Here is a 14,255-nt window from a genome sequence, read left to right on the forward strand (position 1 = left end):
GGCCCGCCCAAAGGGCACCCCATGGGTCCGGAGCGTCCACGGCCGGGTAATCCCGGGCCATCTCTGACAACTTGTTGATAAAAGCACATGCGTGCCTCTTCCGCCCGCGGGGCATGCATCCGGTGAACCTGTTCGAGAGAGAGGACCGATCCAGCGTGCGGGTGGGGGCTATGACAGGGCACCAGGCGAGCGGACGAAGGGCAGTTACGCACGGGTCGCCGGACGCACCGGAGGCGACGGAGGTACCGGAGGGGAAGGCGGACGGCAAGCTGGGTCAGCTACGACGCCGACTGGGGCACGCGGATCTCGCGGCGGTGCCCGAAGTGCGGTGCGCACTGCGCGAGTTACTGAGACTCCGGGGCGACGCGGGCCGGGCCGAGACGGCCGAGTTGCTCACCACCGAGCTGGTGACCAACGCTCTTGTGCACACGGAGCACGACGCCGAGCTGACGGTCACCCTCACCGCCTTCAAACTGCGCGTGGAAGTACGGGACTTCGTGGCCCGGCACCCCACCATGCATGTGGCGGTCGGCGACGACGGCACGCACGGCAGAGGGCTGATGCTGGTGCAGGCGCTCGCGGATGCATGGGGGGTCCGCGGGCAAGGTGTGGGCAAGGTCGTCTGGTTCGAACTGGACCTCAACGGCGGCGGACTCGACCTGAAAGGTGGCGGACCGGCGTAGACGGGCCGGTCCGCCACCGGGCGGGTACGCGCAGCCCGGGACTGCTCGCTGCCCGGGACTGCTCACTGAGCCTCGGCTCAGCCGAATTGCTGTTCCAGATCCTTCAGCTTCTGCTCCAGGGAATCGAGTCGCGGCAGGGTCTGCGTGTCGTCCTCGGCGGTGAGGTCGACGGTCGCCATGTCAGTTCCCTTCACTGCCTGAAGGGAGGGCCTTGAACGAAGCGGCAGTTGTCCTGGCTCTGCTATGACAGGCTCCGCGACGGCCTGCGGCGCGGAGCCAGTGCTCGGGACGGCACTGCCGCTGGTGATCTCGACCTGCCGGCCGCCGCCGCCACCACCGCCGCGACCGCGGCCCCAGGCCCTGTGCTGTCGGTTGATGGCCTTCAACTGGGCACGCTCCAGCTTCTGGTGCTCCCGTCGGCGGATACGGTTCTGCTCCTTGTCGCGCCGGTCCTCACGGACCTCCTCGACCGCCTCGTCCAGCGTGCGTACGCCCTCCAGGAGCATCAGCGACCAGGCGCCGAAGGTCTCCCTGGGCGCCCTCAGCCACCGTACGATCCGGATCTGCGGCAGTGGGCGGGGCACCAGGCCCTGCTCACGCAGCGCGGCCCTGCGGGTCTGCTTGAGCGCGCGGTCGAAGAGCACCGCGGCCGAGAGTGACATCCCGGCGAAGAACTGCGGGGCGCCCGCGTGCTCCAACCCCCTTGGCGCGTGTACCCAGTTGAACCAGGCTGCCGCTCCCGCGAACGTCCACACCAGCAGGCGCGAACCGAGCGCCGCGTCGCCGTGGCTGGCCTCGCGGACAGCGAGCACCGAGCAGAACATGGCCGCGCCGTCGAGGCCGAACGGGACGAGGTACTCCCAGCCGCCGGAGAGGCTGAGGTTTTGCCGGCCGAAGCCGACCAGGCCGTGGAAGGAGAGTGCGGCGGCGACCGCCGCACAGCAGAAGAGAAGGAGGTACGAGGCGGTGCCGTAGACCGCTTCCTTGCGCCTGCGCCGCTCCTCGGTGCGTTCCCAGGTGTCGTCGGCCGCGGCGGCCTTGCCACCGGCGCGCTTGCCGCGCGCGAGCACCGCGACCGCCGCCAGGACCCCCACGAGCAGTACGCCGCCCGGAAGCAGCCAGTCCAGCGATATGTCGGTCAGTCTCATGCGGTGTCCCTTGCATCGCGGTAGGGCGTTTCGGCGCCATATTGGCAAAACCGCGGTGACGCAAAGGGGCTTTCGGTGCAAGAGGACGCCAAGGGAGTCCCCTGGCATACGAATGAGGGCGATCCGGTCGAACTGCCGTACGGGAAAAGAGGGTTGGGTTCGATTTAGACCGACCGATCGAGGGGCGTGCCGTCAGGCGGTTGCCGCTGCCGTCTCGCTCAGCTTCCGCACCCGCTCCGCGTCGCACGTCCGGGGGCAGGTTACGCAGGTGTCCTCGGGGCGCAGGGTGTAGAAGAGGCAGCAGCTCGCCCGGTCCCGGGTCGGCAGCGATTCACCGTTCGGCCCGGTCAGTTCACGGAAGCCGGCGGTGCCCGCGTACGGCTTGGTCGTACCCGGCAGCAGCAGCTCCAGCTCCGACATTGCGCGGCGCTCCTCGCCGACGAGATGCGCGATGTACCAGAGACCCTCGACGATCTCGTCCGTCGCCATGCCCCACAGCGCGCGCTTCCCGCGCCGCATCCGCGGACCGAAGCCGTCGAGCACCGGCCCGAGATGCTCGGCGACGGACGCCCTGACCTCGGCGCGCAGCGCCTCTTCGTCCGGGACCACGCGGGCGCCGGGGAGGCAGGCCGCGGGGTCGTCGGGCAGACAGGCGAATTCCCTTACCCGTACGGTCATCCGGCCCAACGCGCGATGGAAGGCGACGTCCTCGACGGGGACGCGGGGCACCCGGCGGTGCAGGAACCACGGCACGGTGATCAGCAGACAGGCGGGCCAGGCGTACCGGTGGAGGCCGAAGCTGGCGATCACATCGGGGCGGGCCTGTTGGCCGTAGTCACGCAGAACCTGTGCGTTGTCCCAGGCCAGGAAGGCGTCCAGGGCGGCGCCACCGGCCGCGAGATCCTTCGCGCCCACCCAGCCGGCGCCGCTGGGGACCTGCTCGATGTCGGTGAGCTCGCTGATCCGAAGGCCGGAGAAGACCTCGCCGAGGCGTGCGTAGGAGTCCGCGACGGGGGACGCGGCGACGCCGGGGAAGAGCGTGTGGACGGTCATGCAGGGACCACCGAATCGCGATCGTTAGCAGGTAAGCCTTACCTTACCCGATCAATTCCAGGTTTGAACTGTGCCCCTGCCCGCCTATCGTGCATATGGGACAACGTCACCGGAGGAGGACCCGGATGGAGCAGGGCAGACCGTGGAGCGTCGCACCCCCGCACGTTCCCGCCGCCGGCTACGCCACCCGGGTCCCGGAGCAGGCGCGCGGCGAGCACACGCACAGCGAGCCGGCCGCCCCCCGGACCGTGCAGCGCCACTCCGTCCGCGGCCAGATTCTCGACGCCCTGCGCGCGGCCCTGGTCAGCGGCGAGCTCGTACCCGGCGAGGTCTACTCGGGCCCCGGGCTCGGCGCCCGCTTCGGGGTCTCGGCGACCCCCGTGCGCGAGGCCATGCAGCAGCTGGCCCTGGAGGGCGCGGTCGAGGTCGTACCCAACCGCGGCTTCCGCGTCACCGTGCGCAGCGCCCTGGAGCTGGCCGAGCTGGCGGAAGTACGGGCCCTGATCGAGGTTCCCGTCATGCTCCGGCTGGCTCGTACGGTCCCGGCCGCCCACTGGCACGCCCTGCGCCCGCTGGCCGAGGCCACCACGGCGGCGGCCGCCACCGGGGACCGTGGGGCGTACGCCGAGTCGGACCGCGCCTTCCACCGGGCGGTGCTCAGGTTCGCGGGCAACCGCCAGTTGGTCACGGTCGCCGACGAGCTGCACCGACGCTCCCAGTGGCCCCTGGCCACCGGCGACCCGTTGAGCCGCCGGGCGGACCTCGTCGCGGACGCCTCGGAGCATCTGGCGCTCCTCGACGCGCTGGTCGCCCAGGATCTGACGGTGGTTCAGTCACTCGTACGGGAGCACTTCGCGGGCGCGGACCGCTGACACGGCGCGGACCGCTGAGGCGGCGCGGACCGCTGAGACGGCGCCGACCGTTCCGAGAGGCGGCGCGGACCGCTGTCTGCCGCCCCGTCGCCGCTACGCCGCTGTCGGAGGGGTCAGTTGGGCCGCCAGCCAGGTCGGGACGCCGTCCAGCAGGCGGAACAGGCGACCGGCCTCCGCGCGCAGCCGGGTCGCCTCCGGCTCCGGCTCCGCCCCGGCGAGGGCCGCGAGCGCGGGCGCCGTGCCCACCAGGTATCCCAGCTCCTCCCGGATGCGCAGGGACTCCGCGAAGCCGTGCCTGGCGTCCGCCAACTCGCCGTCGCGCAGGGAGAGTCCGGCCAGGTGGCGCCAGGTGAAGGAGAGCAGCAGGGGCTGGCCGTGGGCGGTGGCTCCGGCGTGCGCGCGGCGGTAGGCGGCGCGGGCCGACTGCGGGGAGTCGGATATGTGCTCGGCGATCAGGCCGCGGCGGAAATCGAGCAGCGGCCTGGCCGCAGCGGTCGGGGCCAGCAGCGCCGCCGCCCTGCCGAGCGCGGCGCGCGCCTCGTCGGCGCGGTCGCGGGTGCCGAGCACGGTGGAGGCGTACGCGAGGTGACCGCGTTCGCAGGCCGCGGCGCCGCGTTCGTCGTCCTCCCGGGCGACGGCCTCCGCGGTACGCAGGGCGTCCTCCGCCTGGGCCCAGCCCTGCTCGGTGAACAGGCACCGCTCGACGAGCAGGGCGGCGCGCTGGAGTGCGGCGGCCGGCGTGGCCGCATGTGGTTCGAGCAACGCCGCGGCGTCCGTCCAGCAGCCGCGCGAGCGCAGCCGCCATACAGCGGTCTGGAGTGGGCTTCCGTCCCCTGCGGTCATTCCGGAACCAGACATGACGGACTGCGCCACATTGCCCTCCCCGAGCACACCATTGAGCTGTGAGTAGTGGGCGAATCTCAGCACGGATTGGCACCCCGGGCCAAGGGATCTGGTGAACGGATTCACAAAGGGTGGGCGGAAGTACCCGGTATGGGGCATCCGGTCGGCCGACCGGGGCCCCTGGAGGTGTCCGGCCGACCAGCAGGGACAGCCCTCAGCTCATCCTCAGCGCGAGGAAGAAGTCCAACTTGTCCTCAAGACGCGACAGGTCACGGCCCGTCAGCTGCTCGATCCGACCCACCCGATACCGCAGGGTGTTCACGTGCAGATGCAGCCGGGCCGCACAGCGCGTCCACGAACCGTCGCAGTCGAGGAACGCCTCAAGGGTGGGCACCAGCTCCGCGCGGTGCCGCCGGTCGTAGTCGCGCAGCGGATCGAGCAGCCGCGCGGTGAAGGCGCGCCGCACGTCGTCCGGCACGAACGGCAGCAGCAGGACGTGCGACGCCAGCTCGTGGTGGCCCGCAGCGCACACCCTGCCGGGCCGCGCCGCCGCCACCCGGCGGGCGTGCCGGGCCTCCTCCAGCGCCCCGCGCAGCCCCTCCGCCGAGTTCACGGCGGCGCTGACACCCAGGGTCAGCCGGCCGTCGTCGGCCAGGCCGCCCGACAGCGGCGCACGCACCGCCTCAAGCAGCACGTCGGCGTGCAGCCCGAGCAGCCGGGCCTCGCTCTCGCCTTCGCTGTCCACATCACCGCCGTCGCTCCCGATCGACGACACGGCTGCCAGCGGTACGAGCGCGACCGCCTCGTCGCCCGCATGCGCCACCGCGATCCGGTCGGAGGTGTCGGACCCCACCACCATCGGGTCGACCAGGATCTCCTCCAGGAGCGACTGCGCGACCGGACCGGCCGGGATCTCCCCGCCCTCCTGCCAGTCGACCCGCGCCACCACGACCTGCCAGTGCGGCGCGGAGCCGAGCCCCGGCAGCAGCACCGGCGCGGCCACCCGCAGCCGCGCCGCGATCTCCGCGGGGGGCGCGCCTGCCTGCACCAGCTCCAGCACCTCCTGGGCGAGCCTGCGCCGTACCGTACGGGCCGCGTCGCGCCGGTCGCGCTCCACGGCGATCAGCTGTGTCACGCCCTGGAGCAGGTCCAGCCGGGCGGCGGGCCAGTCGCCCGCGTCCGCCTCCACGGCCAGCAGCCAGTCGGAAAGCACGGTCTCGCGCACATCGCGGGAGGCCGCCACCGGGCTCGCGCCACGCCCGGCGGCGCGGATCGGGAACAGCGAGTACGTCACGCCCTGGACGGCGGTCCGGTGCGGGCCGCGGCGTCCGGTCCTGACCGCGGCCAGGTGCTCGCCCGCGAGCGCCGCGCTCACGGCGGCCGGCAGCGGCGCACCCGCGCCCGCGATCTGTCGGCCGGTGGGGGACAGCACCCAGGCCCGCAGGTCGAGGTCGGAGGTGAGCAGGTCGAGCACCATCTCCGGGCCGCCGCCCGCCGGGCCCGAGGTCATCAGCCTGCGGTGCCGGTCGACGACCGCCGCCAGGTCACCGGCCCGCTCGCCGGACACCTGGCGCACCACATGCTCGGTGATGGTCGCGAAGGCAACAGCCTCGGTGACCGCGAACAGCGGCAGCCGATGGCGCATACACGCCTCCACGAGATCGCTGGGGATCGCGCCCATCTCGGCCTCGCCCGCCGCGAGCCCCGCGACGCCCGCGCCCGCCAGGATTCGTACGAAAGGCTCGGAATCCGCGGCGTCACGCCGCCAGGCGAGTCCGGTAAGCACCAGTTCGCCCCCTGTGAGATAACGGCTGGGATCCCGTAGGTCGGTGGTCATGACCCCACGCACCGTGCGGTCGAGCTCGTCCTCGCCGCCCAGCAGCCGCAGGCCCAGCGCATCGGTTTCCAGCAGTGCGCGCAGCCGCATGGTGTCGCCGCCGATCTGTCTCGTTGTTGCCGGTGGAAAACGGTGAGGTTACTGAGCCCCGCCTTTCATATGAATCTACAAGACATCAGAGGCGACCAGCCAACTCCTTCATGGTTTCGGTGACTGCACCAGGCGGAGCACGGCTTGTGTACTGGGGCCACACCGCGTTAACAGCACGTGAACGATCAGTCGAGAGGCCCATCGGCCCATTGGCTTGAACTGAACGACCCGAATACCGAGAAGAGAGCCGCTCATGGACTTCCTTCGCCCCGCCAGCTGGGAGGAGGCGCTCGCCGCTAAGGCAGCGCACCCCTCCGCTGCGCCGATCGCGGGTGGCACCGACATCATGGTCGAGATCAACTTCGATCACCGTCGGCCGGAGTACCTCCTGGACCTGAACCGCATCGGCCTGCTGCGGGAGTGGGAGGTCGGCGAGGAGAGTGTCCGGCTCGGCGCCTCCGTCCCGTACGCGCAGATCATGGAGCACCTCAGGCCCGAACTGCCCGGCCTGGCGCTGGCCTCGCACACCGTGGCCTCGCCGCAGATCCGCAACCGCGGCGGCGTCGGTGGCAACCTGGGCACCGCGTCCCCGGCCGGCGACGCCCACCCGGCGCTCCTCGCCGCGGGCGCCGAGGTCGAAGTCGAGTCGGTACGCGGCAGCCGCCGCATCCCGATCGACGACTTCTACACCGGCGTCAAGCGCAACGCGATGGAGCCGGACGAGCTCATCAAGTGGGTGCACATCACGAAGGCCGACGGGCCGCAGCAGTACTCCAAGGTCGGCACGCGCAACGCGATGGTCATCGCCGTCTGCGCCTTCGGCCTGGCGCTGCACCCGGAGACCCGCACGGTGAAGACCGGTATCGGCTCCGCGGCCCCCACTCCGGTGCGCGCCCGCGCCGCCGAGGACTTCCTGAACGCCGCGCTCGAAGAGGGCGGCTTCTGGGAGAGCGGCAAGATCATCACGCCGTCCATCGCCAAGCAGTTCTCGGAGCTCGCCTCCGCTTCCTGTAACCCGATCGACGATGTGCGCGGCACCGCGAAGTACCGCAGGCACGCGGTCGGCATCATGGCCCGCCGCACGCTGGGCTGGACCTGGGAGCAGTACCGCGGCGCCGGCCGCACGCTGGAAGGAGCTGCGTAACCATGCGAGTAAATTTCACGGTCAACGGCCGTAAGCACGAGGCCGACGACGTCTGGGAGGGCGAGTCCCTCCTCTACGTCCTGCGCGAGCGCATGGGGCTCCCCGGCTCCAAGAACGCCTGCGAGCAGGGCGAGTGCGGCTCCTGTACGGTCCGCCTCGACGGCGTCCCGGTCTGTTCCTGCCTCGTCGCCGCCGGCCAGGTCGAGGGCCGCGAGGTCGTCACCGTCGAGGGCCTGGCGGACTACGCCGGGCACCGCGCGGCCGAGCACCCCGGCGGCGGCTGCGTCTCCGGTGCCTCCGGCGCCTGCGGCACCACCGTCGACCAGGCCAAGCGCTGGCAGGCCAAGCCCTCCGACGGCCGGGCCGGTGAGGGCGGCGACCTGTCGCCGATCCAGCAGGCGTTCATCGACGCGGGCGCCGTGCAGTGCGGTTTCTGCACCCCCGGTCTGCTCGTCATGGCCGACGAGATGCTGGAGAAGAACCCTTCCCCGTCCGACCAGGACATCCGCGAGGCGCTCTCCGGCAACCTGTGCCGCTGCACGGGTTACGAGAAGATCCTCGACGCGGTCCGCCTCGCGGCCGCCCGTCAGGAAGAGACGGTCTGAGCGAGATGGCCACCACCGGTACACCCACGAACATCACCCAGGGTTCCAAGACCAAGGGCGGCATCGGCGAGTCGACGCTGCGCCCCGACGGCACCCTCAAGGTCACCGGCGAGTTCGCCTACTCGTCGGACATGTGGCACGAGGACATGCTCTGGGGTCACACCCTGCGCAGTACCGTCGCGCACGCCGAGATCAAGTCGATCAACACCGCCGAGGCGCTGGCGATGCCCGGCGTCTACGCCGTGCTGACGTACGACGACCTGCCCACCGCGGTAAAGAACTACGGCCTGGAGATCCAGGACACCCCGGTTCTCGCCCACGGCAAGGTCCGCCACCACGGGGAGCCGGTGGCGATCGTCGCCGCCGACCACCCGGAGACCGCGCGCCGCGCCGCCGCGAAGATCCGGATCGAGTACGTCGACCTGCCGGTCATCACCAACGAGGCAGCCGCGACCGCCCCCGACGCGATCCTGATCCACGAGGGCCGCGACGACCACCACATCGGTCATGTCGCGCACCCCAACATCGTGCACCGCCAGCCGATCGTGCGCGGCGACGCCGACGAGGCCGCCAAGCGCGCCGACGTCATCGTCTCCGGCGACTACGTCTTCGGCATGCAGGACCAGGCGTTCCTCGGCCCGGAGTCCGGCCTCGCCGTGCCCGGCGAGGACGGCGGCGTCGACCTCTATGTCGCCACCCAGTGGCTGCACTCGGACCTCAAGCAGATCGCCCCCGTCCTGGGCCTGCCCGAGGACAAGGTCCGTATGACGCTCTCCGGCGTCGGCGGTGCCTTCGGTGGCCGTGAGGACCTGTCGATGCAGATCCACGCGAGCCTCCTGGCACTGCGCACCGGCAAGCCCGTCAAGATCGTCTACAACCGGTTCGAGTCCTTCTTCGGCCATGTGCACCGCCACCCGGCGAAGCTCTGGTACGAGCACGGGGCCACCAAGGACGGCAAGATCACGCACATGAAGTGCCGGATCGTGCTGGACGGCGGCGCCTACGCCTCGGCCTCCCCGGCCGTCGTCGGCAACGCCTCGTCCCTCGCGGTGGGCCCGTACGTCATCGAGGACGTCGACATCGAGGCCCTCGCGCTCTACACCAACAACCCACCCTGCGGCGCCATGCGCGGCTTCGGCGCGGTCCAGGCGTGCTTCGCCTACGAGGCACAGATGGACAAGCTCGCGGCGAAGCTGGACATGGATCCGGTGGAGTTCCGCCAGCTCAACGCCATGGAGCAGGGCACCCTGCTGCCGACAGGACAGCCGTGCGACTCCCCGGCCCCGGTGGCCGAGCTGCTGCGCCGCATCAAGGCCAGGCCGCTGCCGCCCGAGCAGCAGTGGCTCGCGGCCGGCGAGCAGCCGGACGTCCGCGCCCTGCCCGGCGGACTGTCCAACACCACGCACGGCGAAGGCGTCGTACGGGGCATCGGCTACGCGGTCGGCATCAAGAACGTCGGCTTCTCCGAGGGCTTCGACGACTACTCCACCGCCCGGGTGCGGATGGAGGTCATCAACGGCGAGCCGGTCGCGACCGTGCACACCGCGATGGCCGAGGTCGGCCAGGGCGGCGTCACCGTCCACGCGCAGATCGCCCGCACCGAGCTCGGCGTCACCCAGGTGACCATCCACCCGGCCGACACCCAGGTCGGCTCGGCGGGCTCCACCTCGGCGTCCCGTCAGACGTACGTCACGGGCGGTGCGGTGAAGAACACCTGCGAGAACGTCCGCGAGAAGGTCCTGGAGATCGGCCGCGCCAAGTTCGGCTCGTACCACCCCGCCTGGGCCACCGCCGAGCTGCTGCTCGAAGGCGGCAAGGTCGTCACCGACGGCGGCGAAGTCCTCGCCGACCTGGTCGACGTACTCGAAGGCGAGTCGGTCGACCTGGAGCTGGAGTGGCGCCACCGGCCCACCGAGGCCTTCGACCTGCGTACGGGCCAGGGCAACGGCCACGTCCAGTACTCGTTCGCCGCGCACCGCGCGGTCGTCGAGGTGGACACCGAGCTCGGCCTGGTCAAGGTCATCGAGCTGTCCTGCGCGCAGGATGTCGGCAAGGCGCTCAACCCGCTGTCCGTCGTCGGCCAGATCCAGGGTGGCACCACCCAGGGCCTGGGCATGGCGGTCATGGAGGAGATCATCGTCGACCCGGTGACCGCGAAGGTGAAGAACCCTTCCTTCACGGACTATCTGATCCCCACCATCCTCGACACTCCGACGATCCCCGTCGACGTACTCGAACTGGCCGACGAGAACGCGCCGTACGGACTGCGCGGCGTCGGCGAGGCCCCGACCCTCTCGTCCACCCCGGCCGTCCTCGCGGCGATCCGGAACGCGACCGGTCTGGAACTCAACAGGACGCCGGTACGACCCGAGCACCTCACGGGCACCTGAGTCCACCCAAGCTCCCCGGGCAGCGCAAAGCCTCCAGGAACGTCACACTTCCGCCGCCTGCGCCGCCCGGGGCCCAAGTACCGCACCGCTCGCGGTTCTTAGCACCACGCACCACCGCAACACACGCACCACAGAGCACTGAACACAGAGCACTGAAGAGCAGAACCGCAGTAACACTCACCCAGTTCGTCTCGGGCCGTCCCCCGGGTCGTGCAGCCATCGGCAGCATCCCAAATCCCGTATCTCCAGTCTCCACGCGGGTGCCCCTTTGAACCTTGGGAGACAGGCATCATGACCCAGCAGTCCACAGAGCCGAAGACGACGGCGGAGGACGCCGGTGCGGGAACGCGCCAGCCCGCCGGCCGGTCCTGGCTCGACCGGTACTTCCACATAACGCACCGGGGGTCCACGGTCGCCCGCGAGGTGCGGGGCGGCATCACCACCTTCATGGCGATGGCCTACATCATCCTGCTGAACCCGGTCATCCTCTCGGTGCCCGACGCCACCGGCGCCAGGCTCGACGGTGACCAGCTCACCACCGCGACGGTCTTCGCCGCCGCCGCGACCACCCTTGTGATGGGCTTCATCGGCAATGTGCCGCTGGCCCTCGCGGCGGGACTCAGCGTCTCGGCCGTCATGGCCTTCCAGGTCGCCCCGCAGATGACCTGGGGCAACGCGATGGCCATGTGCGTCATCTACGGCCTCGTGATCATCCTGCTGGTCGTCACCGGCCTGCGGGAATTGATCATGAACGCCATTCCGCTGGCGCTCAAGCACGCCATCACCATGGGCATCGGCCTCTTCGTCTGCCTCATCGGTCTGGTGCAGGCCGGCTTTGTCACCTCCATGCCCGGCGACGGCGGCATCGCCGGCGCCAAGCCGATCCAGCTCGGCACGGCCGACATGCTGACCGGCTGGCCGGTGCTGTGCTTCGCCTTCACCGTCGTACTGATCTTCCTGCTCCAGGTGCGCAAGGTGCCCGGCGCGATCCTCATCGGGATCATCGGCGGCACCGTGTTCGCGGCGCTGGTCCACCAGTTCGCGGGCCTCGACAAGAAGGCCTGGGGCGGTCTGAACGCCCCCGAGATCACCGGCTCCATCGTCAGCAGCCCCGACTTCGGCCTCTTCGGCAAGGTCTCCTTCGACGGCATCGGCAACGTCGGCGGCATCACCGTCGGCGTGATCGTCTTCACCTTGGTCCTTGCCGGCTTCTTCGACGCCATGGGCACCATCATCGGCATCGGCCAGCAGGCCGGCCTCGCCGACAAGAACGGCAAGATGCCCGGCCTCAACAAGGCCCTGGCCATCGACGGTGCGGGCGGCGCGATCGGCGGCCTCGCCGGAGCCTCAGGACAGACGGTGTTCGTCGAGTCGACCGCGGGCGTCGGCGACGGTGCGCGCACCGGCTTCGCCAGTGTGATCACCGGCCTCGCGTTCACGCTCTGCCTCTTCTTCACCCCGCTCGCCCAGGTCATCCCGACGCAGGTCGCCGCCGCCGCGCTGGTCGTCATCGGCGCGATGATGCTGACCAACGCCAAGCACATCGACTGGGACGACTTGGCGACCTCCATCCCGGTCTTCCTGACCACCGTGCTGATGCCGTTCACGTACTCCATCACCGCGGGTATCGCGGCCGGCGTCATCGCCCACGTGCTGATCAAGGTCACACAGGGCAAGGTTCGTGAGGTGGGCTGGCTGATGTGGGTGCTGGCCGTCGTCTTCCTCGCCTACTTCGCACTCCATCCCATCGAGGGCTGGCTGGGCGTCAAGTAGCGACCCGCCTGCTTTCCACACCCCGTAAGGAGACAGCCATGCTGGACATCGCCGAAGAACTCAACCGGTGGGTCGAGCAGGGACGCGACTTCGCCGTCGCCACGGTCGTGGCGACAAACGGAAGCTCGCCCCGGCAGCCCGGCGCCGCCCTGGCCGTCGACAGCGACGGCACGGCGATCGGGTCGGTCTCCGGCGGGTGTGTGGAAGGCGCGGTCTACGAGCTGTGCCAGCAGGCGCTCCAGGACGGCGAGACCGTCCTGGAACGCTTCGGCTACAGCGACGAGGACGCCTTCGCCGTGGGTCTGACCTGCGGCGGAGTCATCGACATACTCATCACGCGGGTACGTGTGGACTCTCCCGCAAGGGAGGTGTTCACGGCCGCGCTGTCCGCCGCCGCCCGAGGGGAGGCGGCGGCGGTCGCGCGGGTCACCGACGGACCGGCCGAGCTCATGGGCCGAGCGCTTCTCGTACGGACCGAGGGGCCGTACGAGGGAAGCCTCGGCGGCCACCCGGAGCTGGACCGCGCGGTCGCCGACGAGGCCCGCGCGATGCTGGACGCCGGGCAGACCGCGCCCCTGGAGATCGGCGCCGACGGCAGACTGTGCGGCCGGCCGCTGACCCTGCTGGTCGAGTCGAGCGTGCCCGCCCCGCGCATGATCGTCTTCGGCGCCATCGACTTCGCCGCCGCGCTGGTGCGGGTCGGCAAGTTCCTGAACTACCACGTGACCGTGTGCGACGCCCGGCCCGTGTTCGCCACCGAGGCGCGCTTCCCGGAGGCCGACGAGATCGTCGTCGACTGGCCGCACCGCTACCTGGAGTCGACCGCCACCGACGGCCGCACCGTGCTGTGCGTACTCACCCACGACGCCAAGTTCGACGTCCCGCTCCTCGAACTGGCCCTCAAGCTTCCCGTCGCCTACATCGGCGCTATGGGCTCCCGCCGCACCCACCAGGACCGCAACAAGCGGCTGCGCGAGGTCGGCGTCACCGAGCTCGAACTGACCCGCCTGCGCTCGCCGATCGGCCTCGACCTCGGCGCCCGTACGCCGGAGGAGACCGCCCTGTCCATCGCGGCGGAGATCGTCGCAGCCCGGCGCGGCGGCACCGGAGTCTCCCTGACCGGCGCGCACACCCCCATCCACCACGAGGGCCCGCAGGAGCCGGCGGGGCGGATAGGGTCCGTCGCCTGACGGCCGACGCGGACGGGCCCCACGCCGATGGACCTCACGCGGACGGGCCTCACGCGGACGGGCCCCACGCCGACGGACTCCACGCCGACGGATCCCAGGCGTCGGCCCGCTGGTCCGGATGTGACGGGGGCACAGGCCCTAAAGTGACGGCTGTGACCGCCGTGCCCCCGAGAGCGCCATGACCGATCGCCGCTGCACTCGCCGCACCCGCCTCGCCGCAGACGGGGCCGCCGCGGTGACGCTCTGCGCCGGGCTCGGCATCAGGGCGGTCGCGGACGGAGACGTCGCCAAGTACGCGGGGGACGCGCTCTACACCCTCCTCCTGTGCACACTCGTCGTCCTGATCGCGCCGGCGGCCGTGACGCGGCGGACTGCCGCCGGTATCGGACTCGGCCTCAGCTGGGCCATCGAGCTCAGCCAACTCACGGGTGTTCCAGCCGAGTTGTCGCAGCACAGCGTCATTGCCCGGCTGATTCTCGGCTCGACCTTCAACGCGCCGGACCTGCTTTGGTACGCGGTCGGCGCGGGCCTCTTCCTTCTCATACGCACCGTGGTGCCTCGCCCGAGCGGCCTGCGCCACGCGCCCTGATGGGGATACGCGGGCCGTGGGAGCGCTGCCAACTCTCC

At 70.9% G+C, this 14,255-nt stretch carries 12 protein-coding genes; 8 read left to right on the plus strand and 4 right to left on the minus strand.

Features of this window, described 5'->3' with window-relative positions; all coding sequences use genetic code 11:
* The first annotated feature begins 170 nt into the window (after positions 1–170).
* Entirely contained in the window at positions 171–683 is a 513-nt protein-coding gene (locus ABCR94_RS19205; protein ID WP_347120624.1) for an ATP-binding protein, read from the plus strand.
* A 77-nt stretch (positions 684–760) separates the two neighbouring features.
* Here the strand turns inward: ABCR94_RS19205 and ABCR94_RS19210 are convergent, their stop codons facing one another.
* Together ABCR94_RS19210 and ABCR94_RS19215 are read right to left on the minus strand one after the other, a co-directional pair.
* Positions 761–1,831, minus strand: coding sequence for a DUF2637 domain-containing protein (locus ABCR94_RS19210; protein WP_347120626.1), 1,071 nt, complete (start codon positions 1,829–1,831; stop codon positions 761–763).
* 192 nt (positions 1,832–2,023) lie between these two features.
* Positions 2,024–2,884 carry a (2Fe-2S)-binding protein gene (locus tag ABCR94_RS19215; protein ID WP_347120628.1) on the minus strand — a complete coding sequence of 287 codons (861 nt, stop codon included), beginning with the start codon at positions 2,882–2,884 and terminating at the stop codon, positions 2,024–2,026.
* Positions 2,885–3,009: 125 nt separating this feature from the next.
* On the opposite strand from ABCR94_RS19215, the gene ABCR94_RS19220 reads away from it, so the two are divergent.
* Entirely contained in the window at positions 3,010–3,756 is a 747-nt protein-coding gene (locus tag ABCR94_RS19220) for a GntR family transcriptional regulator (protein WP_347120629.1), read from the plus strand.
* A gap of 93 nt (positions 3,757–3,849) precedes the next feature.
* On the opposite strand, the gene ABCR94_RS19225 is transcribed toward ABCR94_RS19220, so the two are convergent.
* Both ABCR94_RS19225 and ABCR94_RS19230 read right to left on the minus strand, forming a co-directional pair.
* Positions 3,850–4,614 carry a hypothetical protein gene (locus ABCR94_RS19225; RefSeq protein WP_347120756.1) on the minus strand — a complete coding sequence of 255 codons (765 nt, stop codon included), beginning with the start codon at positions 4,612–4,614 and terminating at the stop codon, positions 3,850–3,852.
* A gap of 199 nt (positions 4,615–4,813) precedes the next feature.
* Entirely contained in the window at positions 4,814–6,526 is a 1,713-nt protein-coding gene (locus tag ABCR94_RS19230) for a PucR family transcriptional regulator (protein WP_347120630.1), read from the minus strand.
* 253 nt (positions 6,527–6,779) lie between these two features.
* Between ABCR94_RS19230 and ABCR94_RS19235 the strand changes: the two genes are divergently transcribed.
* The 6 genes from ABCR94_RS19235 to ABCR94_RS19260 all read left to right on the plus strand — a co-directional run bounded on the left by ABCR94_RS19235 (position 6,780) and on the right by ABCR94_RS19260 (position 14,217).
* Positions 6,780–7,670 (plus strand): FAD binding domain-containing protein, encoded by an 891-nt coding sequence (locus tag ABCR94_RS19235; RefSeq protein ID WP_347120631.1) that lies wholly within the window; start codon positions 6,780–6,782, stop codon positions 7,668–7,670.
* Between the two features lie 2 nt (positions 7,671–7,672).
* Positions 7,673–8,275, plus strand: coding sequence for a (2Fe-2S)-binding protein (locus ABCR94_RS19240; RefSeq protein WP_347120632.1), 603 nt, complete (start codon positions 7,673–7,675; stop codon positions 8,273–8,275).
* A gap of 5 nt (positions 8,276–8,280) precedes the next feature.
* The gene (locus tag ABCR94_RS19245; protein ID WP_347120633.1) at positions 8,281–10,665 is read left to right on the plus strand and encodes a xanthine dehydrogenase family protein molybdopterin-binding subunit; all 2,385 of its coding nucleotides are present in this window, start codon (positions 8,281–8,283) and stop codon (positions 10,663–10,665) included.
* A gap of 291 nt (positions 10,666–10,956) precedes the next feature.
* Complete coding sequence (locus ABCR94_RS19250; protein WP_347120635.1) at positions 10,957–12,438, plus strand: NCS2 family permease; 1,482 nt, start codon at positions 10,957–10,959, stop codon at positions 12,436–12,438.
* A gap of 38 nt (positions 12,439–12,476) precedes the next feature.
* The gene (locus tag ABCR94_RS19255) at positions 12,477–13,628 is read left to right on the plus strand and encodes an XdhC family protein (protein ID WP_347120636.1); all 1,152 of its coding nucleotides are present in this window, start codon (positions 12,477–12,479) and stop codon (positions 13,626–13,628) included.
* A gap of 178 nt (positions 13,629–13,806) precedes the next feature.
* The gene (locus ABCR94_RS19260; RefSeq protein ID WP_347120638.1) at positions 13,807–14,217 is read left to right on the plus strand and encodes a ribosomal maturation YjgA family protein; all 411 of its coding nucleotides are present in this window, start codon (positions 13,807–13,809) and stop codon (positions 14,215–14,217) included.
* The last annotated feature ends 38 nt before the right edge of the window (positions 14,218–14,255 follow it).

Origin of the sequence: Streptomyces changchenzhani (genome assembly GCF_039766235.1) — a bacterium.
In the GTDB taxonomy this organism is placed as follows: domain Bacteria; phylum Actinomycetota; class Actinomycetes; order Streptomycetales; family Streptomycetaceae; genus Streptomyces.